Raw genomic sequence first — 23000 nt, forward strand, 5'->3', positions numbered from 1 at the left:
CGCGAAGGTCACTCTGGATCGGACCATGGAGGATCTGATCCGCAAGGTCGACGTCGTCGTCTGCTCGATCAGCGCCGTGCCGCATGACGAGCTCTGAGGCATACCGATGACCGAGACCCCCGATCTCACCCATTTCGTCGAAAAGCTCGACGACGGGCGCGCGCGCCTCAACCTGGCCGTCGAGGGCATGACCTGCGCGGCCTGCATGTTCGAGATCGAGGGTGGTCTCGGCGCGCTTCCCAACGTCACGCATGCCCGCGCCAACCTCACCAGCGGCCGCGTCGCCATCGAGTGGCAGGCCGACGACGTCGATCCCGCCGCCGTGGTCGGGCGTCTCGCGGCGCTCGGCTACAAGGCCTATCCGTACGACGCGCGACGAATGGAATCCGACGAGCAGCAGGAGGCGCGGTTCCTGCTGCGCTGCCTCGGCGTCGCCGCCTTCGCCGCCATGAACGTGATGCTGTTGTCGGTCTCGGTGTGGTCCGGCAACGCCTCCGACATCACGCCGGAGCAGCGCGACTTCTTCCACTGGCTCTCGGCCCTGATCGCGCTGCCGGCCGTCGCCTATGCGGGCCAGCCGTTCTTCCGCTCGGCGATCCGCGCGCTCCTGTCCGGGCGCCTCAACATGGACGTGCCGATCACGCTCGGCGTGGTCCTGGCGCTGACGCTGTCGGTGTTCGAGACCCTGCACCATGCCGAGCACGCCTATTTCGACTCGGCCGTGATGCTGCTCACCTTCCTGCTCGCCGGCCGCTGGCTCGACCAGAACATGCGCCGCCGCACCCGCGCGGTCGCCGCGAACCTCGCGGCCCTCAAGGCCGAGACGGCGACCAAGTTCGTCACCGAGAGCGAGATCAGCGAGGTGCCGGTGGCGGCGATCCGGCCCGGCGACCTGGTGCTGGTGCGCCCCGGCGAGCGCATCGCGGTCGACGGCGAGGTCGAGGACGGCCGCTCGGAGATCGACCAGAGCCTGGTCACCGGCGAGACCGCCCATGTCTCGGCGGAGCGCGGCACGCTCGTCTATGCCGGTACGCTCAACGTCAACGGCACGCTGCGGGTGCGGGTCGGCGCCGCCGATCGCGGCACGCTGCTCGACGAGGTGACGCGGCTCCTCGACCGCGCCGTCGAGGCGCGATCGCATTACGTCCGGCTCGCCGAGCGGGCGGCGCGGCTCTACGCGCCGGTCGTCCACCTCACCGCCATCCTCACCATGATCGGCTGGGTGCTGCTCGGCGCGAGCTGGCACTTCGCCGTGGTGACGGCGATCGCCGTGCTGATCATCACCTGCCCGTGCGCCCTCGGCCTCGCGATACCGGCCGTCCAGGTGGTCGCCTCGGGCGCGCTGTTCCGCGGCGGCGTGCTGCTCTCGTCGGGCGACGCGATCGAGCGGCTGGCGAGCGTCGACACCATCGTGTTCGACAAGACCGGCACCCTGACGCTGCCGGAGCCCGAGCTGGTCGACGCCGGCCGGATCGCCCCCGAGACCCTGGCGCTCGCCGCCCGGCTGGCGCTGGCGAGCCGCCATCCCCTCGCCGCGGCGATCGCCCGGGCGGCCGGCGCGACGGCGCCGCTCGACGGCGCCTGCGAGGAGCCCGGCCAAGGGGTGAGCGCCCTCGTCGACGGCGAGGAGCTGCGGCTCGGGCGGCCGTCCTGGTGCGGCCTGGAGGCGGAGGCCGGGCGGGTCGCGGCGTCCGATCCGGAGGCCTCGGTGATCGCCTTCCGGCACGGCACGACAACGGCCGTCTTCGCCGTGCGCCAGCGGCTGCGCGAGGACGCGACGGCGGTCCTGGCCGGGCTGCGGGCCCGCGGCTTCGCCGTGGAGATCCTGTCCGGCGACCGCGACGCGGCGGTGTCCCACGTCGCACGCCAGCTCGGCGTCTCGGAGGTCCGCTCCGGCGCCACGCCGGCCGACAAGATCGCCCGCATCGAGGCGCTGCGCGCCGGCGGCCGCAAGGTGCTGATGGTCGGCGACGGCATCAACGACGCGCCGGCGCTCGCGGCAGCCGACGTGTCGCTGTCGCCCGTCACGGCGGCGCATCTCACCCAGTCGGCCTCGGACGCCGTGTTCCTGGGCGACCGTCTGCAACCGGTGGCGACCGCGCTCGCCGTGACCCGGCGGGCCCGCCGCGTCATGACCGAGAATCTCTGGCTCGCGGTGGTGTACAATGCGGTCGCCGTGCCGGTGGCGATCGCGGGCTATGCCACGCCGCTCGTCGCCGCGCTGGCCATGTCGGGATCGTCCGTGCTGGTGATCCTCAACGCGCTGCGGGCCAAGCAAGGGACGGGAGACGCGCCGTGGAAGTCCTGATCTATCTGGTGCCGCTCGCCCTGTCGCTGGGCCTTCTGGGTCTCGGCGCGTTCATGTGGTCGCTCAAGACCGGGCAGTACGACGACCTCGACGGCGCCGCCTGGCGCGCCATTCTGGACGACGACCAGATCCCGCCCGCCGCCGGCCAGAAGAAGGCGCCGACCTCGTCGCCGGCGCCCTGAGCGACCGAATCGGACTTTTGCGGCGGCTCCCCGGCGTCTCGCCACCGCGCTGTCGGCGGTCGGCCTCGCGGCGCACGGCGCCGCGAGGGGCACGAGACCGAAGGTCTGCGCAACTCGGAACGAGATCAGACGCTCCGAGACCGTTACTGCGGCAGCACCGGGGTCTCGGGCAGGAACCCGGGGCGGTAGATCTGCTCGGCCGTCAGCTTCTCGCCCGCGATCTCGACGTTCTTGTTCATGAAATCGACGGTGCGCTTCATCGTGTCGAGCGAGACCGTGCCGAAGCCGTTCTTCTCGACCTCCGGCGTCACGGCGATCCGCTTCAGGATCTTCACCTCCTCGGCGATGATCTCCGGATTGAGTGCCTTGACGTACTGCACCTGGATCTGCGCCGCCTCCTCGGGATGGGCGAGAGCGTATTGCCAGCCGCGCAGCGAGGCCCGAACGAACTTCTTCACCACGTCCGGATGCTTGGTCAGGAACTCCTCGGTGGTGCCGATCGAGTTCGAGTAGATGTCCAGCCCGAAATCCCCGAGGAACAGGCACTTCGGCGTCGCGTCGGTGACGGCGCGGCGGATCGCCGGCTCGCTCATGATGAACTGATCGACCGAGGCCACCTTGCGGGCGGCCAGCATCGGCACGCGCGCCGAGCCGTCGATGTTGACGACCTTGAGGGTCTTGCTGTCGACGCCGTTCATCTCCATGAACGCCTGCATGATGCGCGGCAGGAACGACGACGTGCTGGAGCCGAATTCCAGGCCGGCGAGCTGCTTCGGCTGTGTGATGTTGGCGCCCGGATCGAGGCTGAACACGCAATAGGGCGGCTTCTGATAGTTCACCGCGACGATCTTCACGTTGCCGGCGGCGGAGCCGGAGGCGACCAGGCTCGGAATGTCGATGAAGCCGATCTCGGCGATGCCGGTCACGACCGAACGGATCGCGTCCGCCGTGCCCTTCGAGGGCAGGATCGTGACGTTGAGGCCCTCGTCCTTGTAGTAGCCCTTGCCGAGCGCCACGTACCACGGCGCGTGACGGCCGAGGCTGATGAAGTCGAGGATGAACTTGACGTCGGTTCCTTGCGCCCGGGCGCTCGGCGTCAGGGCGACCATCGCAGTCAACGCGAGTCCGATCAGCTTGGTGAAGGTCGACATCTTCGTTCTCCTGTTACACCCGAGCCGCGGCAGGAACCTGGATGAGATCGGGGGCGGGTCGCATCCAGCGTCAGTTCGACATGCAAGATCCATTCACAGCAGGACGGAACGCACGCACCGGACACCGGGTCGGCGACCGAGGTCAGCAGCCGCACAGGCGATCGGCGCCGAATGCCGCGCGCGCGTTGTCGAAGCGGATTCGTCGTTTCATCCCGGTCGTCAGACGGCCGAGATCGTGCTCGGCGGCGTCGGCTCCCATCGGGAACGGCCAGTCGCTGCCGAGAACGATGCGGTCGGGCCCCATCACGGCGATCAGGAAGTCGAGATAGGCCGGATGATGGACGAGGCTGTCCACGTAGAAGCGGCGCAGCGCCTCGGTCGGCATCAGGCCGACTTGCGGCACGCCCGGGCGCTTGGTCAGAACGCCCTGCTGCCAACGGCCGGCCAGCGTCGCCGCACACCCGCCGCCGTGCGCCAGCACGACGACGAGGCCCGGATGCCGCTCGAGAACGCCGCCGAGGACGAGGTCGGCGGCCGCCAGCGTCGTCTCGTAGGGATTGCCGAGCAGGTTGGTGAGATAGTGCCGGCCGAGCCGCGCATCGGGGCAGTCGCCGGGGTGCAGGAAGGCGGCGAAGCGGCGCTCCTCCAGCAACATCCACAATGGCTCGTAGGCGAGCTCCGCATAGGAATGCGGACCGAGCTCGGTGCCGATCACGACGCCGGCCCAGCTCTCGTCGAGATCGCGGGCGACCGCGACGGCGAGCGCCGCGTCCTCGGTCGGCAGGTAGGCCAGCGGCCGCAGCGTCGGCGCATGCGGCGCGCAGGCCTCGCGAAGGCCGTCGTTGATGGCGTCCACATAGGCGCGCCGCTCACTCAGGCCGATGTCGGGCCGGAACAGCGGCGGCGGCACCGACACCACGGCGCCGTCGAGCCCGTCGCTGCGGACGCGCGCGACCAGCGCGGCCGCCTCCGATATCGGGTGCAGCGGGACGCCGTGGCCGCAGACCTGCAGCGTGCCGCCGCCCGCCGTCATCCCCCACACGGCGCCCTCCGCCGCGGCGGCGACGAGCGCCGGCGGGATCAGATGCGTGTGGACGTCCCAGCCGCCGAGATCAGTGGGCGTCTTCGTCATTGGTGTACCAGGAGGGGCGAACCGGATAATGCGGACCGTCGTAGATCTCGAGCAGGATCGAGGTCTCCTCGGCGATGGTCGGCCCGTGCACGCTGCCCTTCGGGTTCCAGTAGAAGCAGCCGGGCGTCAGCGTCGTGCCGGTCGGGATGTAGCGGTACTTGCCCTCCAGGCAGAACATGAACTGATTTGACGCGTGCGCATGCGCCTCCGGCACGCCGGCGCCCTTCTCGAACCTCACCAGGCCGATCGAGGCACCCGTCTCCTCGTTCCGCCACAGCATCTTCTGCGACAGCCCGGCGAGCGACTTGGCGGCCCAGTCGAGGTCGCCGGTCTGAATGAGAATCTCCTTGAACGCCGCCATGGCGTCGGCCGACAGGGCCGGCGCAGCGGCCGCAGGAGTCTCGGTGGGCTTCGGGGTCTCGGCGGTCGGCAAGGGCGCCTCCTCGGGGGTCCAGGTGATGTGCTTGAGCTCGATCAGCCGCGACAGATAGGTCACGTCGGACTTGTTGGTGAGCCGGTGGACGGGCCGCATGCCGTCGATGAACACGGTCGCACCGGCGGGCTCGAAGGTCGCCCGCGTGTCGCCGAAGATGGTCTCGACCTCGTTCTCGCCGCCCTCGATGGAGACCACGGCATACGGATGGTAGTGGATGTGGAAGTCGATGCTCTCGCCCGGCTCGACCTTCACCTCCCAGATGCGCACATGCTCGTTTTCCAGCACGATCCGGCCGCCGACCTCGCCCAGCCTGATCCCGAGCTCCTTCGCCTTCTTCAGTCCGTGCACGTCGCTCATGGGGTCTCCTGTCCGGCGGCGCGGCGCGGCCGGCCCGCGGTCATTCGGTGTCGGGTGTCTCGTGGCTCGGCAGCGGCGCCGTCTCGGGGATCCAGCGGATGTGCTTGAGCTCGATCAGCCGCGCCAGATAGGTCGTCCGGTCGCGATTGGCGAGGCGATGGATCGGCCGCATGCCGTCGATCAGCACGACGTGGCCGGCGGGCTCGTAGGTCGTCCGCCTGTCGCCGAAGATCGTCTCGATCTCGTTGCGGCCGCCCGTCACGGCGACCACGACGTAGGGGTGGTGATGGATGTGCCAGCCGAGCGTCTCGCCCGGCTCGATCCTCACCTCCCAGATGCGCACATGGGCGTTGTCGACCACGATGCGCGACCCGACCTCGTCGAGTTTCAGGCCGCGCTCGGCGGCGAGCTGGAGACCGTGGCGGTCCGTCATGGCGCGACCGCCTCGGCAGGCACGTGGTTCGAGCCGCCACCGGCGGGCCCGTGCAGATCCGTGAGCGTCATCCGGTTGCGCAGCTCGCCGAGCCCGGTGCCGCGGACGATCACCTCGTCGCCCGCCTTCAGGAAGATCTGCGGCGTGCGGGCGTTGCCGATGCCGGACGGCGTGCCGGTGAGGAACAGCTCGCCGGCGTGCAGCGTCATGCCGCGCGACGCCTCGGCGATCAGGGTCGGCAGGTCGAACGCCATCAGGCGGGTCGAGCCGTCCTGCAGCGTGACCCCGTTGACGACGCATTGCAGCGTCACGTCGCGGTAGTCGAGCGCATCGGCGGTGACGACCCAGGGGCCGATCGGCATGGTGGCATCGACGCTCTTCCCCTTGAGCCACTGGCCGCCATGGGCGCGCTGGACGTTGCGAAGCGAGACGTCGTTGGCGAGGCAGTAGCCGAAGACGTGATCCATCGCCGTCTCGACCGGAATGTTGCGTCCGGTCTTGCCGATCACCACGGCCAGCTCGGCCTCGTAATCCCACTGGGTCGAAAGCGCAGGATCGAAGGCGATCGGATCATGCGGGCCGATCACCACGTCGGGCCGCTTGGTGAAGAAGGTCGGGTGGTCCGGCTTCGGCACGTCCTGGCCTTCGCGGCGGCCGAAGCTCTCGTCGAAGTGCTCCCAGTAGTTCCAGCCGGTGCACAGCACGTCGCGGCCGAAGCGGCGGATGGGCGGCAATAGCCGCGCCGCGCCGAGCGGGAGCTTTTCACGCGACGCCTCGGCTGCCGCGCGCAGGCGTGCCAGCGCATCGGGGCCGCCCTGCACGACATCGACCAGATCGCCGAGGCCGGCCGGCAGCAGCACCAGGTGCTCGCCCTCGACGACCGCGAGGCGCTCGCCGCCGCCGTATGCGACCGTGGCGATCCTCATGCCGCCGCTCCGTCCGGCACCACCGCGATCGCGTTGATCTCGATCAGGTACTCGGGGTGCGCGAGCTTGGTCACCTCGACCAGGGTCGAGGCCGGCAGCGGCGCCTTGAAGTACTCGCGCCGCACTTTGTGGATCTGCTGGAAGTGCTCCATGTTGCGCACGTACACGTCCACCCGGCAGACATGGTCGAGGGTGCCGCCCGCCGTCTCCAGCGCCGACTTGATGTTCTCGATCACCTGCCGGGTCTGCGCCTCGATGTCGCCGATGCCAGCGATCGAGCCGTCGGCCCGGCGCGCCGTCATGCCGGAGACGAACACCATCTTGCCGCGCGCCTCGACGACGGCGGCCTGCGCGTAGTGCCCGAGCGGCTTGATCAGCTTGTCGGTGGAGAGTTCCTGCTTGCTCATGATCGTTGCCTCCCGGATCACGCGATGGCGCGGCCGTCCGCGGCCGTCCCGCCCGTGTTCATCTCTGTGGTGAGTCGATCGAGCGTCGCGGCGACGCTCGCCGGCAGCCTCACGCGGCCGGCACCGGCGCGGCGCCGCTCCCACTCGATCTCGCCCGGCGTGTAGAGGCGCTCGACGCCCGCCGTGCGCGGCGCCGAGCGGATGCGCTCGCCGGCCTGCGCGGTGGCGCGGCGGAAGTCGCCGAGATCGGTGAAATGCGCGACGTCGACGGCGACGAACATGTGGGCGCAGTCGTAGGGCACGGAGAGGTCGCCGTAGAGCGGCGTCACCGCGTCACCGATGGCGCCGCCGGAGAGGAGCCCGCACATCAGGTCGATCATGAAGGCGAGGCCGAAGCCCTTCGGGCCAGCGGCCGGCAGCAGCATGCCGGCGATCGCCTCGCGCGGATCGGTGGTCGGCGTGCCGTCGGCGCGGGTCGCCCAGGTCGCCGGGATCGGCTTGCCGGCCTTTTCGGCGAGGCGGATCTTGCCCATCGCGGCCTCGCTCATCGCCATGTCGAGGGCGAGCGGCGGCTCGCCCTGCGTCGGCACCGCGATGGCGATCGGGTTGTTGCCGACCGCCCGCGCGGCACCGCCCGGCGCCGGCATCAGGGGTCGCGTGTTGCACATCACGATGCCGATGCAGCCGGCCTCGGCGGCGATCGCCGCATAGTGGCGGGCGACGCCGAAATGGAAGCCGTGCCGGACCGCGACGAAGCCGGCGCCGTACTGCTTGGCCTTGTCCACGGCGATCCGCATCGCCTGCGGCGAGGTGAGGTGGCCGAGCGCGTTGCCGGCGTCGAGCACCACGGCGATGCCCTTGTCGCTCACCACCGAGGCGGTCTCGCGGGTCGACACGGAGCCCTTGCGCAGCCGGTCGAGATACATGTCGGCCATGGCGACGCCGTGCGAGCCGATGCCGTCGCGCTCGGCATCGACCAGCGTCGTCGCGACGCGGCGCGCCGCGTCTTGCGACAGGCCCGCGTCCGCGAACAGCGCCGCGACCCGCCCGATCAGCACGTCGGCCTCGAACTCGACCATTCCGTCCGACGTCATCCGGCGCTCCTCGGTTGCTTGTTCTTGATCGTCGCCGACGGCATTCACACCGCCGTCAGCGCATCGGTGGCGGCCAGCACCTTGTCGGTGGTCTGGCGGATGTGGGTCGTGCACAGGCGGCAGGCGGTGTCGGGGTCGCGCGCCAGCACGGCCTTCATCAGCCCCTCGTGCTCGCCGATGTCGTCGCGCGGCTTGGCCGTGAAGCCGATGGACAGCGCGACATAGCGCTCGGCCTGATCGAAGAGCTGATCACGAAAGCCGCGCAGCAGCTCCGAGGGGCAGGCGTCCGAGAGGCTCGCGTGAAACGCGCGGTGCTCGCGCGACCATGACGGCGAGATCTCGCCGGGCGCCGCCGGGTCCATCTTCTGCTGGCGCGACAGGCGATGGAAGGCGCCGAGGATGTCGGCCTCCCAGGCGACGTCGCCGGCCGCGATGGCGCGCCGGATCATCAGCGTCTCGATCTCGATGCGGGTCTCGGTGAGGTCCTTGAGCTGCGCCGGCGACACCGGCGAGACCCGGAAGCCCTTGTTCTCGGCGAGCACGACGAGGCCCTCGGACTCGAGCCGCATCAGCGCCTCGCGCAGCGGGCTGATGCTCATGCCGTAGCGCTCGCGCAGCTCCTCCAGGCGCAGCCGGGTGCCCGGCCGCAGCCGGCACTGCAGGATGTCGGCGCGCAGGACGTCGAGAGCGCGCCCACCCAGGGTCTGCGGCTCCGAAAGCTCGGCGCGTCGGTTGTTGGCGTTGGTCGGCATGCGAGTCCCGTGATCGGTCCGGCCCAGGAGCCGGCGTGACTCCTGCTTAGCCGAGCGATTCCACAAAATCAACGGATTTTATAAAATCAGTTGACGGCCGCACGGAGAGGCGATCTTATAAAATCCTGATGGTCGCGCCGGCGATGCTCGGCGATCGCGGCCGCCGTGGCACGCGCCGTGCGTGTGCGGAGGCTGCTCGACCGCCAGCGACCTTTATCGATGTGCCGGTCCCCGTGCCGGCGGCTCAGAGGAGCGCCAAGCAGATGTCCCACCGACAAATTCCGGCGCCCCCCGAATCCGCCGCCGCTTCGGCCCTCTCCGGCCCTCGCTTCGGGACCCGCGCGCCCGACCGTGACCCCGAGCGGCGCACCGTGCGGGCCCGCCCGGTGGTCGCGTGAGCATCGGCGCGACAATGGTCGCCGCGCCGACCTCCTCGCAGTCGGCCGGTCCGCCGGTCGGCGGCAGCAGCCGGTCCTTCGGCCGCTTCCGCAACGTCCATCAGGAGTTCCTTCAGGAGAGCGGCAAGCCGCTCGTCGCCATCGAGGACATCTCGTTCGATCTCGCCGAGGGGACGCTGGTCAGCCTGTTGGGCCCCAGCGGCTGCGGCAAGACGAGCTTCCTGAAGATCGTCGCGGGTCTGGCGGAAGCGACCTATGGCATCGTCGAGATTCGTGGCCAGCAGGTGACGCGGCCGCAGCCGGATTTCGGCTTCGTGTTCCAGCAAGCGAACCTGATGCCGTGGCGCAACGTGCTCGACAACGTGCTGTTCCCGATGGAGATCCTGCGCCGCAAGGACGCCGCCGCGAAGCGCCGCGCGCTGGAGCTGCTGGCTCTGGTCGGACTTTCGGGATTCGAAAATGCCCGCCCGTCCCAGCTCTCCGGCGGCATGCAGCAACGCGCCGCGCTGTGCCGCGCCCTGGTGCACGAGCCGAAGCTTCTCCTGATGGACGAGCCGTTCGGCGCGCTCGACGAGCTGACCCGCATGGAGATGCACGATCTCCTGCTGCAGATTCGCAAGGTGACCAACGCCACGACCCTGTTCGTCACCCATTCGATCAGCGAGGCCGTGTACCTGTCGGACGTGATCGTCGCCTTCTCCAAGCGGCCGGCCCGCATCGCCGACTACATCGAGGTGGACCTGCCCTATCCGCGCACGCCGGCGCTCCGCTACGACGCCGCCTTCACCGGGCTGGAGCACCGTGCCGGCATCGCCCTGGGGATCACCCGATGAAGCCGCGCAGCCGGATCCACACGATCGAGGCGATTGTCTATCCGATCGTCGGCATCGTCGCCGTGCTCGGCCTGTGGCAGGCCTATGTCACGGTGTTCGCCGTCAACCCGATCGTGCTGCCGGGCCCGATCGCCATCGCCAAGGCCAGCGTGAAGCATTTCGACACGCTGCTGGAGCAGACCTGGCCGACGCTCGCCGAGTCGATCTACGGCTTCGCGCTCGCCGTCCTGATCGGCGTGCCGCTCGCCGTCTGCGTCGCCAACTCGCGCATCCTCAATCTCACCTTCTATCCGATCCTGATCGCCACCCAGTCGATCCCCAAGGTCGCGGTGGCGCCGATCATCCTGGTGTGGTTCGGCGTCGGCATGGAGTCGAAGCTCGTCATCGCCTTCCTGGTGGCGTTCTTTCCCATCGTGGTCGACACCGCGACCGGCCTGCGGGCGACGCCGCCCGGCCTGCTGGAGCTCGCCCGCTCGGTCAGCGCGTCGCCGAGCCAGACGTTCTGGAAGGTGCAGTTTCCCGCCGCCATGCCGTTCATCATCTCGGGCGCCAAGGTCGCCGTGACGCTCGCCGTGATCGGCGCCGTGATCGGCGAGTTCGTCGGCTCCAACGAGGGCCTCGGCAACCTGCTGCTCGCCGCCAACTCGCAGCTCGACGGCCCGCTCGCCTGGGCCGCGCTGGTGTGGCTCAGCATCCTCGGCATCGGCCTGTTCTTCCTGGTCGTCGTCGCCGAGCGCGTGCTGATGCCGTGGGGCCATCATTGACGATCCTTCGCCCGCCCTGGAGTGACGCATGACCCGCACCGCCGCGCTGCTCGCGTTTGCTTTCGCCCTTGCGCCGCTGCCGACCACGGCCGAGCCGTTCCCGGCCCGCCCCGTCACCATCGTGTCGCCCTATCAGGCCGGCGGGACGAGCGACATCATCGCCCGCGCGACCGCCCAGAAGCTGTCGGAGATGTGGGGCCAGCCCGTGACGGTGGACAACCGTCCCGGCGCCAACGGCACGCTCGGCGTGATGGCGGTGGTGCGGGCGGCGCCGGACGGGCACACGCTGCTCGCCATCGCCTCCAGCGGCCTCACGCTCAATCCGCTCGTCTATCCGAACCTCTCCTACGTGGTGGAGCGCGACCTCGCGCCCATCACCGGGACCGGAGAGGTCGCGAACGTGCTGGTGGCGCATCCAAGCGTCGCCGCGTCGAGCGTCCAGGAGCTGGTCGCGCTCGCCAAGGCGAAGCCGGGCTCCCTCAGCTACGCCTCGCAGGGCGTCGGCTCCAACGGCCACCTGATCGGCGAGATGTTCCGCCAGCGCACCGGCACCGAGCTCCTCCACGTGCCTTACAAGGGCAGCGCGCCGGCGCTCAACGACCTGCTGGGTGGCCAGGTGCAGCTCATGTTCGACAACCTGCCGGCGTCGCTGCCGCTGATCCAGTCCGGCAAGCTCAAGGCGATCGCGGTGACGACGGCGGCGCGCGACCCACGCCTGCCGGATGTGCCGACCATCGCCGAGTCCGGACTGCCGGGCTTCGCCGCCACCGCGTGGTTCGGCCTGCTCACCGGCAAGACGGTGCCGCCGGAGCGCCGCGCCGAGATCGAGAAGGCCGTGGTGGCGGCGCTGACCGATCCGGCCACCAAGGCGCGCCTCGCCGCCGCCGGCGTCGAGGTGACGGCATCCGGCGCCGACGCGCTCGCCGCCCGCATCGGCAGCGAGACGACGATGTGGAAGGGCGTGGTCGACGCGGCGAAGATCCGCGTGGAATGACCGGGATCGGAAGACGCCCGAGTCCTCGTTGGAGATTGTTCTGATGAAAGTGCGGTTCGAGGCGGACGGCGACGTGATCGTCATCACGGGCGGCGCCAGCGGGATCGGGCGTGCCCTGGCGCGGGCGGCCGCGATGGCCGGCGCCCGCGTCGTCGTCTGCGATCGTGATCAGGACGGGCTGGACCGCCTCGCAGGCGAGCACGCCGCGATCGCGGTGCGTCGCCTGGACGTGGCCGACCGCGACGCCGTGATGGCGACGTTCGCGTCGATCGAGGCCGAGCACGGCCGCATCGACGGGCTGGTCTGCGCCGCCGCCGTGCAGCCGCGCCGCCGCGTCGAGGACATGGACGCGGCCGAATGGCGGCGGGTCGTGAGCATCAACCTCGACGGCGTCGTCTGGTGCTACCAGGCCGTGATCGCCGGCATGATGCGGCGGCGGCGCGGCAGCATCGTCGCCTTCTCGTCCGGCCTCGCGCATCAGGGCTGGCCCGAGGCCTCCGCCTACGCGGCGACCAAGGGTGCGCTGATCGCCTTCGTCAAGAGCGCCGCCAAGGAGGTCGCGGCGCATCGCGTGCGCTTCAACCTGATCGCGCCCGGCGTGATCGACACGCCGCAGTATCGCGCCGCCAATGCCGGGGCCGACCACGAGAGCTGGCGCACGTCCACCGGCGTCGGCATGCCCGAGGACGTCGTCGGGCCGCTGCTGTTCCTGCTCTCCGACGCGGCGACCATGACGGCCTCGCTGCTGAGCCGCGATTTTGCCTACTCCGCGAGCGAAGCATGACGGTGGCTGATCACACCAGGCCGATCATCGTGGTCGGCGCCGGGCCCGTAGGCCTGACCACGGCGCTCGGCCTCGACTTCTACGGGCTGCCCGTGAAGGTGTTCGAGGAGGACGATCAGCTGTCGCTCGACACCAAGGCCGGCACCATCCTGACCCGCACCCTGGAGGCGTTCCGCCGCTACGGCGTCGCCGACCCGGTGCTCGCCCGGGCCCTGCGGGTGGACGAGATCGGCGGGCTCGACCGCGCCACCAACACGCCGACTCTCTCGGTGCGCACCGAGGTGCTGGCCGAGGACACCCGCTACCCCTTCGTCATCAACCTGCCGCAGCATCATCTCGAGCCGGTGCTGCGCGAAGAGTTCGAGGCGCGCCGCCCCGGCGCGCTCCACATGCAGCATCGCCTCACGTCGTTCCGACAGACCGCCGAGTCGGTGGTGGCGACCTTCGAGACGCCGGACGGGCCGCGCGAGGTCGAGGGCGCCTATCTGCTCGCCTGCGACGGCGGGCGAAGCACGGTGCGCACCCAGCTCGGCGTGCCGGTCGAAGGCGTGTCGCACGACGTGCGCTACATGCTGGTCGACCTGAAGGTCGACCTCGACACCGAAAACCCGCGCGACTATCCGTATCTGGCCTATTTCTCCGATCCGCAGGAGTGGATGATCCTGGTGCGGCAGCCGCATTGCTGGCGCCTGCTGTTCCCGCTGCCGCCCGAGGCCGAGCCGCCGGGGCCGGACGTGCTCGCCGACAAGGCGCGGCGTTTCATCGGCGACGTGCGCGACATGGAGGTGATCAACACGGTCGTCTACCGGGTCCACCACCGCATCGCCGCGCAGTGGCGGCGCGACCGGGTGTTCCTGATGGGCGATGCCGCGCATCTGATCACGCCGATGTGGGCGCTCGGCCTCAACACCGGCATTCTCGACGCGATCAGCCTGCCGTGGCGCCTCGCCTGGGTGATGCGCGGCTGGGCCGACGACATGCTGCTCGACGGCTACGCCCGCGAGCAGCAGCCGCTGGCGACCGGCGGCTCGGGCCAGATGGCCGAGCAGGCGCGAAAGTACATGGGCGGCGAGGGCGAGATCGGCGATCTGATGTCGAGCAGCGCCTGGGGCCTCGCCGCCACCCGCACGCTGCTCGGCGTCCGCATCGGCGTCGACGACGCGACCCCGTGGTCGATGGTCAAGATGGGCCGCGAGCCCCTGCGGGTCGGCGACCGCATGCCCGACGCCGAGGTTCACGCGGCAGACGGCCGCCCGCACCGCCTGCACGACCTGATCGACGACAGCTTCGTCGCCTTCTACTTCACCGACGCGCGGCGCCGCCCGCCGATCCCGCACGACACCGGTCCGGGCCTGAGACACCGGCTGGTGTCGCGCTGGGACGCGCCGCTCGATTCCGGGCTGCGCGACCGCGCCCTGCTCGACGTCGGCGGAAAGCTCTTCCAGCGTATCGGCTGTCCGCCCGACACCCTGGTCCTGGTCCGCCCGGACGACTGCGTCGCCGCCGTCCTGCCGATCCGCGACGGCGCCGCCGAAGAGGCCTACCGCCGCATCGTCGGGCGCTGAGGACCGTCACTTCGGGAACCACCGCGAGAGCCGACGGCATGCCGACATCCGCCGTCGTGAGGCGGAGCGGTACTCCGAGGCCACGCTCACGTCCGCGCCGCCCCACATGCGCGACACGCTCCGAGATTCACGCGCCGCGCTCTACTCCGAAACCTCCGTTGGGCGCGGCCAGTCAGTATCCTTCCTGAAGTGATTTGATGTTTACTCGCCCTCAATCACCCGCGTAAGAGCATCACGGTCGATCGGCACAGTGTGTGCTTGCGGTCCGCCGGCTCTTCCGGCTCCGCTTCGCTGGCTCACTTCGTCGTGGCCTGCCTCAACCAAGTCTTCGGGCCTCGTGATGACAACCCTCGGACCGTCCACGGTATCGCCAGGACGCCAGCAGGCGTTTTCTGCACCCGTACCCGAGGGTCGAGTCACGCTCGCGGCGGGATGGGCCGCCTGCCGCCGGACCTTCGTCACGATCGGACTGTTGAGCGCACTGGTCAATCTGCTGGCGCTCACCGGCCCGTTCTTCATGCTCGAAGTGTACGACCGGGCTCTGCCGAGCCGCAGCATCCCGACCCTGGTCGGCCTCGGGCTGATCGCAGGGGGAATGTACCTGTTCTTCGGCCTGCTCGACGTGCTCCGGATGCGTCTGTTGACCCGTACCGGGATGCTGCTCGACGGCGCCCTCGGCGCCGGCGCCTACGATCTCCTGTGGCGCGCGCCGCTGAGGGACGGCGGCCAGGTCGATCCGAAGCAGCCGCTGCACGATCTCGATCGGGTCCGGAGCTTTCTGTCCGGCATGGGACCGACGGCGATCTTCGACCTGCCGTGGCTGCCGATCTATGTCGGATTGTGCTTCGTGTTCCATCCGCTGATCGGCACGGCGGCTCTCGCCTCCGCACTCGTCCTGATCGCCGTGACGATCCTGGCCGAGATCCTCGCTCGCGGACCGGTGTCGGAATCCGGCGTCTTCGCGGCCGCACGGACACGGCTGACCGACGCCGCGGTTCGCAACGCTGAAGTGATGCAGGCCATGAACATCGCACCGCGGCTACGGGCGCGGTTCACGGCCGTCAACGACGATCTGCTGGGCCGCCACTGCCGGTCGTCCGACGTGGCAAACGGCTTCGGGGCACTGTCGAAGGTCCTACGTCTGATCGTTCAGTCGGCCGTTCTCGGTCTCGGCGCCTATCTGGTGATCCGCCAGGAGGCGACCGCCGGCATCATGATTGCGAGTTCCATCCTGTGCGCCCGTGCGTTGGCGCCGGTGGAGCTCGCGCTCGCCCATTGGCGCGGGTTCCTGCTCGCACGTCAGAGCTGGGCGCGCCTCGACCAGGCCTTCCGGAACGCCGGTGCCGAACCGCCGACGACGAACTTGCCGGAGCCGACCCGCTCTCTCTCGGTGGACGCACTCGGTGTCGTCCCACCGGGGGCACGACGGCCCGTGTTGCAAGGGGTGGGGTTCCGCCTGGCCGCCGGGAGCGGCCTCGGCATCATCGGACCGAGTGCCTCGGGAAAGTCGTCGCTCGCCCGCGCCCTGGTCGGGGCATGGACGCCGGCGCACGGGCGGGTCGCCCTGGACGGGGCTTCGTTGAACCAATGGCCCGCCGAGCAGCTCGGTCGTGCGATCGGATATCTTCCCCAGGATGTCGAGCTGTTCGGGGGCACCATCGGCGAGAATATCTCGCGGTTCGCTCCCGATGCGGATCCGGCCGCCATCGTTGCCGCCGCCCGGGCGGCCGAGGCCCACGAGATGATCGTCGGTCGTCTGCAGGGTTACGATGCCCCGATCGGCGAGGCCGGGCTCACCCTCTCGGCCGGTCAGCGGCAACGCATCGGTCTGGCGCGCGCCCTCTATGGAAATCCGTTCCTGGTGGTGCTGGACGAGCCGAACTCCAATCTCGACGCGGATGGAGAGGATGCCCTCACGCGCGCGATCATGACGGTGCGGCTGCGGGGCGGGATCGTGGTGATCGTGGCGCACCGGCCGAGCGCGCTTCGTGCCGTCGACCTCGTCCTGATGCTGGAGGATGGACGGGTTCGGGCGTTCGGCCCCAAGGACGACGTGCTGCCGCGCTATCTGCACCGCCGTGACGGCCGCGACAATGTCACGCCGCACCGCCCGATCCTCCAGAGGCCGGGGGCCTGACGGGACATGACAGATCACCGTTCGAACGACATCGACCGCTCGATCCGGCTCCATGTCCGCGCCTCGACCGCGGCGATCGCCCTCCTGGTGATCGGCGTCGGCAGCCTCGCCGGATTCACCGAGGTCACAGGGGCGGTCATCGCTCCGGGCCAACTCGTCGTCGACGGCAACGTCAAGCTGGTGCAGCATCCGACCGGCGGCGTGGTCGGAGAGCTTCGGGTCCGGGAGGGCGACCGCGTCGACACCGGCGATCTCCTGATCCGCTTGGACGAGACGCAGACCCGCGTCAATCTGCAGATCGTCACCACCCAGCTCGAGGAGGTGACGGCGCGCCGTGCACGCGCCGAGGCGGAGCGCGACGGCGCGACGGCGATCGAATTTCCCCAAGAGTTGTCGCGCCGGGCTCACGAACCCGGTCTGGGCCGGCTTCTGGACGGAGAGAGACGCCTTTTCGCTCTGCGCGCCGCGGCACGGCGCGGCCAGACGGCGCAGCTTCGCGAGCAGATCGCCCAGCTCGCCGAACAGATCAACGGCCTCGCCGAGCAGGTCGCGGCCAAAGCGACGGAGCTCCATTGGAACGAGGCCGAGCTGAACGCGGTCCGCGATCTGTGGAGCAAGCAACTGGTTCAGTTCACGCGGGTCACGGCGCTGGAGCGCGAGGCCGCGCGTCTGAGCGGGGAAAAGGGCCAGCTCGTCGCATCGATCGCCCAGGCCAAGGGCAAGATCGCCGAGATCGAGCTTCGCATCCTGCAGATCGACGAGGATCTCCGAACCGAGGTCGGCAAGGAGCTCGCCGAGTTGCGCGCCCGTGCCGCCGAGCTGGTGGAGAAGCGGGTGGCCGCCGAGGACGTGCTTCGCAGGATGGACATCAGGGCTCCCGCCGCCGGCTTCGTCCACCAGCTCAATGTCCACACGATCGGCGGGGTCATCACGCCGCAGGGCGACGCGATCATGCAGATCGTCCCGGACCGCGAATCGCTCTTCGTGGACGCGCGGATCGCACCTCAGGACGTCGATCAGCTCTATGTCGGACAGCCCGCGACCGTCCGCCTTCTCGCGGCGAATCAGCGCAGTACCCCCGAGCTGACCGGTAACATCACCCGCATCGCGCCGAACGTGACGCCGGACCAGAGAACCGGCGGAAGCTATTACGCCGTCCGCATCTCGATTCCGGAGGATCAGGCGACACGAATTCCGGAGGTTCGGTTACTGCCGGGCATGCCGGTCGAGACGTTTGCGCAGACGAGCTCACGCTCGCTCGGCTCCTATGTCGTCCGGCCTTTCTCCGATCAGCTTCGCCGGGCGTTTCGCGAGCGGTGACGGCGGAGCGTGATCGCCAGCGGACGATCTCCGTCGCGCGAGGTCGATGGTACCTCCGATCTCCTGATGGCGGTGGCATCATCCCCGCATAAGCCACATTGATCCGGACTGATGGTCACATCGGCTACGGCTCGGGCTTGCTCAGGCTTGGACCGAGACTTCGTCTGGTCGGCATCGAGGCATCGATTGAGACTGCATTACTACAAGAGCAGCGTCGGGAATTTCGGCGACGACCTGAATGTGTGGCTGTGGCCGCGGCTGCTGCCGGACGCGTGGGATCCCGACGATGGAATCCGGTTCGCTGGAATCGGCACCATCATCACGACCGCGATGCCCGACGCCGAGCAGTGGATCGTCCTGGGCAGCGGTGCCGGATACGGCCCGGCGCCGCGAGGCTTCGGCGGACCGGGCTGGTGTATTCTGAGCGTTCGCGGCCCGCTCAGCGCCCGGGTTCTCGGTCTGCCGGCCGACAAGGCCGTGACGGACGGGGCGCTGCTGTTGAACACGCTTCCAGAATTCCAGCCCGTGGCCGAGGCCGACCGCGTCGGCACCGTGTTCGTGCCTCATTACCAGGCGCTCGAATGCGGTGCGTGGGACGAGGCGTGTCGACGCGCCGGCATCGAGCTCCTCGATCCGCGCGCAGACTCCAGGGGGGTGGTCGAGCGGCTGCGGAAAGCCCGTTGCGTGATCGCCGATTCGATGCATGCGGCGATCATCGCCGACGCCATGCGGGTGCCCTGGATCCCGGTGGTGACGTCCGCCGAGATCAACACGTTCAAATGGCTGGACTGGACCGGATCCATGGAGGTGCCGTATCGACCGGTCGGACTGCCGGCGAGCTCGCTCGATGAATGGGTCCGCAGCGCGACGCTGGGGATCCACGGGCAGCGCTATCACGTCTCTCCACCGACCGAGGACGGGGTACTGCGACACTACCGTCGCTCTGCCGTGTTGAAGCGCCGACCGTGGTGGCCCCTGGCCCAGCGGTGCGGCGAGCGGATTTATTCCAGCGGAATAAAGCGTGTCCTCCGGGCCCTGCACGCCAGTCGGGTGACGCTCCTGGCCGGCGACGCGTGGATCGACGGCGCAGCCTGCGCCCTGAGGAGCGCGGCCGAGGGACCTTCATGGCTGAGTCACGATCGGGTCTGGCGCAGGCGCGGCGATCAGCTCGGTGATCAGGTCGATCGCGTTCGAGCGCTGCTGCGCTCCGGGGCGGTCGCTCCCGCGACGAGCGCGACTCCGGCCTCGCCGTCGGCATGATCACTTACGAGTGGTCCTACGAACAACGTCCATAACGTGAATCCTGTATCTGCATCTCGGTGATGCGCCAGCGGGCCGCCCCGATGCCGCGGACGAGCAACGACCAGCCTTGGAGAAGCGACATGTTCGGCGTGAATCTGGCCGGCGCCGAGTTCGGCCCCGCGCATGGTGAATACGGCAAGGACTACATTTATCCGAGCGGCGCCGACCTCGACTATTATCACAGCAAGGGCGTGACACTGATCAGGCTGCCGTTCACCTGGGAGCACATGCAGCCGACGCTCGGCGGCGCGCTCGATCCGGTCGAGCTCGCCCGGATGATCGAGTTTCTCGACGCGGCGGCGGCCCGCCACATCGAAGTGGTGCTCGACCTCCACAATTTCGGCCGGTACGACGGGAATACGATCGGATCGAGCGCGGTCTCCGTCGCGAACTTCGCGGATTTCTGGGGCAAGCTCGCGGGGGCCCTGGGCGATCATCCGGCCGTGTGGGGTCTCGGACTGATGAACGAGCCGCACGACATGGGCGACGCCCGCGTGTGGCCTGCGGCCGCCCAGGCTGCCGCCGATGCGATCCGCGCCGCGGGGAGCCACGCGACCCTGGTGGTGAGCGGCGACGGTTGGTCGGGCACCGCGACCTGGCAGACGCTCAACGCCTCGCTTCGTGTGAACGATGTCCTCGACAAGGTGGTCTACGAGGCACACGCCTACCTGGACCGCGCCGGGACGGGCGTCTATGGCAGCTACGATGCCGAGGGGGGCTATCCGGGCCTCGGAGTCGACCGTGTGCAGCCGTTCATCGACTGGCTGAATCAGAACGGCCTGCGCGGCTTCATCGGCGAGTACGCTGTTCCCGACGACGATCCGCGCTGGCTCCCGGTGATGCACAACATGCTCTCCGTCCTGGCGGAGAACGACGTGCCGTCCACCTATTGGGCGGGCGGCCCGTGGTGGCCGGCGGACAGCCTTTCGATTCAGCCGGTGCAGGGCATCGACCGACCGCAGATGGATGTCCTCGAGCCTTATCTGCTCGACGACGGAACGGTGCTGCCCTGGGACCGCGTGGATGGAACGGCAGGAAACGATCAGCTCGTGGCCCGACCGGAGTCCAGCAGGCTGTTCGGCTATGGTGGTGACGATGTGCTGACCGGCTCGGCCGGCAACGACATCCTGTGGGGCGGCGCCGGCAACGACAGGCTCGCATGCCGCGCCGGAGACGATATCGCTCACGGCGGGAGCGGCAACGACATCATCGGGGGCCACGACGGCAACGACCGGCTCTACGGAGACGATGGCGACGACAAGCTCTATGGCGACGCCGGACACGACACGCTCTATGGCGGCCGGGGTAACGACGTGCTCGACGGCGGCGACGGAGACGATCTGCTCGACGGCGGCGACGGCAACGATCTGCTGGTGGGCGGCGACGGCAACGACCGCTTGGACGGCGGCACCGGGGACGACGTGCTCGAAGGCGGGAACGGCAACGACCAGCTCTTCGGCGGAGCCGGCAACGACATCCTGCGCGGCGACGCGGGCGACGACACCCTCGACGGAGGGAGCGGCAACGACCAGCTCTTCGGCGGCGCCGGAAGCGACCGGCTCCTCGGCGGAGACGGGGACGACGTCCTCGACGGCGGCGGCGGCAACGACGTTCTCTACGGCGGCAACGGCAACGATCGCTTGCAGGGCGGCGACGGCGACGACCTGATCTACGGCGAGGCGGGCGACGACGTGCTGGGCGGCGGCATCGGCAACGACCGCATCGGCGGCGGCGACGGAAACGACCTGATCTACGGCGACGCCGGCGACGACATTCTGGGCGGTCACGCCGGTGACGACCGCATCTACGGCGGTGACGGCAACGACAAGCTCTATGGCGACGTCGGCAACGATCTGCTCTACGGCGGCGCCGGCAACGATTGGATCGAGGGCGGCGCCGGCGACGATCGCATGTGGGGCGATGCCGGCGCCGACACCTTCGCGTTCGCTGCGGGCTCGGGCAAGGACACCATCATGGACTTCGATCCGACCGTGGACCGGCTGGTGTTGAACGGCCAGCGCTTCACCATGCACGACACCCCGGAGGGACTCCAGCTCGACCTCTCCGGCGGAGGCGTCGTCGTGATCGCGACCATTCACGCCAGCAGCTTCAGCACCGCCTGGATCGTCGGCTGATCGGACACGGGGCCTCGGCGGCGCGGCCCGCGGCACGATCATCAGCACGGCTCCAACAACGCCCGTCGGAACGAAACGTTTTTTTGCGTCGTGATTCAAGCGTCGCAATAAGCTCGGATTAATTCGGCTGCGATAGGTTCGGCGACACGGTCGGAGCAAGCACATCCGGTGACGCTCCGCAGCAGTCGGCGAGGATCTTCATGTTCGGCGTGAATCTGGCCGGAGCCGAGTTCGGCCCCTGCCGCGGCGAGTTCGGAACAGACTACATCTACCCGACCACCGCCGATCTCGACTACTATCTCGGCAAGGGCGTCACCCTGATCAGATTACCGTTCACCTGGGAACGGATGCAGCCGACCCTCGGCGGCGACCTCGATCAGGTCGAGCTCGGCCGGATGATCGACTTCCTCGATGCGGCGGCGGCCCGCGGCATGGAGGTCGTTCTCGACCTGCACAATTATGGTCGGTACGACGGCGCCGTGATCGGCTCGACGAACGTTCCGACCTCCGCCTTCGCGGATTTTTGGGGCAAGCTCGCCGGCGCTCTCGGCGATCATCCGGCCGTGGCGGGCCTCGGCCTGATGAATGAACCGCACGACATGGGCGGTGCCCAGGTTTGGCCGGCGGCCGCTCAGGCCGCGGCCGACGCGATCCGAGCCGCCGGCAGTCACGCCACGCTGGTGGTCTCCGGCGACGGCTGGTCCGGTGCTGCGAGCTGGCAGAACCTCAACGCCTCGCTCCGCGTCTCGGATCCGCTCGACAAGGTGCTGTACGAGGCACACGTCTACTTCGACCGATCCGGATCGGGAGTCTACGGCACCTACGACGCGGAGGGCGCCTATCCGTCCATCGGCGTCGATCGGGTGCAGCCCTTCATCGATTGGCTGAATCAGAACGGATTGCGCGGCTTCATCGGCGAGTACGCGGTTCCGAGCGACGACCCGCGGTGGCTCGATGTTCTCGACTCGTTTCTCAATACACTGGCCGAGAACGACGTCGCGTCGGCGTACTGGGCCGGCGGGCCCTGGTGGGGAGCCGAGAGCCTGGCGATCCAGCCGATCGACGGAATCGACCGTCCGCAGATGGACGTCCTCGAACGTTATCTGGACGGCGAGGCCGGGCTCCTGCGACCCGGCGCCATCGGCGGCACCGCCGGCGACGATCGGCTCACGGCCGCGGCCGGCGGAAGCACCATCTACGGATACGACGGCAACGACGTGCTGACCGGCTCGGCCGGGAACGACGTCTTGTGGGGCGGTGCCGGACACGACACGCTCAAGGGCGGAGCCGGCGACGACGTGCTCTACGGCGGATCGGGCGACGACGTCCTCGGTGGCCACGACGGCAACGACCGGCTCTACGGTGGCGACGGCGCCGACAAGCTCTATGGCGACGCCGGCGACGATGTGCTCTTCGGCGGCGACGGCAACGACGTCCTCGAGGGTGGGACCGGCAACGACACGCTCGACGGTGGCAACGGGAACGACATCCTGCGGGGCGGCGCCGGCGACGACGTGCTGGGCATGGAGGCACGGCTGCAGGACTTCAAGCGCGACGCCATGCTGGCCTTCGTGCGCGCCAACAAGCTCA

The 23000-nt window shown here is 69.3% G+C and carries 20 protein-coding genes; 12 read left to right on the forward strand and 8 right to left on the reverse strand.

The annotated features are described in order from the left end of the window. Positions 1–106 precede the first annotated feature (106 nt). Complete coding sequence (locus CH341_RS13715; RefSeq protein WP_111419584.1) at positions 107–2308, forward strand: heavy metal translocating P-type ATPase; 2202 nt, start codon at positions 107–109, stop codon at positions 2306–2308. Further along, complete coding sequence (ccoS, locus tag CH341_RS13720) at positions 2296–2490, forward strand: cbb3-type cytochrome oxidase assembly protein CcoS (protein ID WP_111419585.1); 195 nt, start codon at positions 2296–2298, stop codon at positions 2488–2490. The genes CH341_RS13715 and ccoS overlap by 13 nt, the downstream gene beginning before the upstream one ends. Positions 2491–2633: 143 nt before the next feature. Here the strand turns inward: ccoS and CH341_RS13725 are convergent, their stop codons facing one another. The 8 genes from CH341_RS13725 to CH341_RS13770 form a co-directional block, all read right to left on the reverse strand. Beyond that, a complete protein-coding gene (locus CH341_RS13725) occupies positions 2634–3641 on the reverse strand; it encodes an ABC transporter substrate-binding protein (protein WP_170149620.1) in 1008 nt (335 codons plus the stop codon). 142 nt (positions 3642–3783) lie between these two features. Beyond that, positions 3784–4773, reverse strand: a complete 990-nt coding sequence (locus tag CH341_RS13730; RefSeq protein WP_111419587.1) for an amidohydrolase family protein — start codon at positions 4771–4773, stop codon at positions 3784–3786. Next, positions 4754–5566 (reverse strand): cupin domain-containing protein, encoded by an 813-nt coding sequence (locus CH341_RS35880; protein WP_245431042.1) that lies wholly within the window; start codon positions 5564–5566, stop codon positions 4754–4756. The genes CH341_RS13730 and CH341_RS35880 overlap by 20 nt, the downstream gene beginning before the upstream one ends. 40 nt (positions 5567–5606) lie before the next feature. Continuing rightward, positions 5607–5999: a cupin domain-containing protein gene (locus tag CH341_RS13750; protein WP_210208287.1), complete on the reverse strand. Its 393-nt coding sequence runs from the start codon at positions 5997–5999 to the stop codon at positions 5607–5609. After that, a complete protein-coding gene (locus tag CH341_RS13755) occupies positions 5996–6925 on the reverse strand; it encodes a fumarylacetoacetate hydrolase family protein (RefSeq protein ID WP_111419588.1) in 930 nt (309 codons plus the stop codon). Before CH341_RS13755 ends, CH341_RS13750 begins: the two co-directional genes overlap by 4 nt. Continuing rightward, positions 6922–7332: a RidA family protein gene (locus CH341_RS13760; protein ID WP_111419589.1), complete on the reverse strand. Its 411-nt coding sequence runs from the start codon at positions 7330–7332 to the stop codon at positions 6922–6924. The genes CH341_RS13755 and CH341_RS13760 overlap by 4 nt, the downstream gene beginning before the upstream one ends. Before the next feature lie 17 nt (positions 7333–7349). After that, positions 7350–8426 (reverse strand): Ldh family oxidoreductase, encoded by a 1077-nt coding sequence (locus CH341_RS13765; RefSeq protein ID WP_245431043.1) that lies wholly within the window; start codon positions 8424–8426, stop codon positions 7350–7352. A 44-nt stretch (positions 8427–8470) separates the two neighbouring features. Next, entirely contained in the window at positions 8471–9178 is a 708-nt protein-coding gene (locus CH341_RS13770; RefSeq protein ID WP_111419590.1) for a GntR family transcriptional regulator, read from the reverse strand. Between the two features lie 394 nt (positions 9179–9572). On the opposite strand from CH341_RS13770, the gene CH341_RS13775 reads away from it, so the two are divergent. The 10 genes from CH341_RS13775 to CH341_RS13820 form a co-directional block, all read left to right on the forward strand. After that, entirely contained in the window at positions 9573–10409 is an 837-nt protein-coding gene (locus tag CH341_RS13775; RefSeq protein ID WP_245431044.1) for an ABC transporter ATP-binding protein, read from the forward strand. Next, entirely contained in the window at positions 10406–11173 is a 768-nt protein-coding gene (locus CH341_RS13780) for an ABC transporter permease (protein WP_111419591.1), read from the forward strand. The genes CH341_RS13775 and CH341_RS13780 overlap by 4 nt, the downstream gene beginning before the upstream one ends. A gap of 28 nt (positions 11174–11201) precedes the next feature. Continuing rightward, a complete protein-coding gene (locus CH341_RS13785; protein ID WP_111419592.1) occupies positions 11202–12167 on the forward strand; it encodes a Bug family tripartite tricarboxylate transporter substrate binding protein in 966 nt (321 codons plus the stop codon). A gap of 43 nt (positions 12168–12210) precedes the next feature. Next, positions 12211–12951, forward strand: coding sequence for an SDR family NAD(P)-dependent oxidoreductase (locus CH341_RS13790; RefSeq protein WP_111419593.1), 741 nt, complete (start codon positions 12211–12213; stop codon positions 12949–12951). After that, the gene (locus CH341_RS13795) at positions 12948–14516 is read left to right on the forward strand and encodes an FAD-dependent monooxygenase (protein ID WP_111419594.1); all 1569 of its coding nucleotides are present in this window, start codon (positions 12948–12950) and stop codon (positions 14514–14516) included. The genes CH341_RS13790 and CH341_RS13795 overlap by 4 nt, the downstream gene beginning before the upstream one ends. 340 nt (positions 14517–14856) lie before the next feature. Then, complete coding sequence (locus CH341_RS13800; RefSeq protein ID WP_111419595.1) at positions 14857–16653, forward strand: type I secretion system permease/ATPase; 1797 nt, start codon at positions 14857–14859, stop codon at positions 16651–16653. Positions 16654–16659: 6 nt separating this feature from the next. Then, complete coding sequence (locus CH341_RS13805) at positions 16660–17973, forward strand: HlyD family type I secretion periplasmic adaptor subunit (RefSeq protein ID WP_111419596.1); 1314 nt, start codon at positions 16660–16662, stop codon at positions 17971–17973. A gap of 111 nt (positions 17974–18084) precedes the next feature. Continuing rightward, positions 18085–19233, forward strand: a complete 1149-nt coding sequence (locus CH341_RS13810; protein ID WP_111419597.1) for a polysaccharide pyruvyl transferase family protein — start codon at positions 18085–18087, stop codon at positions 19231–19233. 122 nt (positions 19234–19355) lie between these two features. After that, complete coding sequence (locus CH341_RS35255; RefSeq protein WP_210208288.1) at positions 19356–21410, forward strand: cellulase family glycosylhydrolase; 2055 nt, start codon at positions 19356–19358, stop codon at positions 21408–21410. 200 nt (positions 21411–21610) lie between these two features. Further along, a partial coding sequence (locus CH341_RS13820; RefSeq protein WP_111419599.1) for a cellulase family glycosylhydrolase occupies positions 21611–23000 on the forward strand: 1390 nt, incomplete at its 3' end.

This window comes from Rhodoplanes roseus (assembly GCF_003258865.1).
Lineage (GTDB): Bacteria > Pseudomonadota > Alphaproteobacteria > Rhizobiales > Xanthobacteraceae > Rhodoplanes > Rhodoplanes roseus.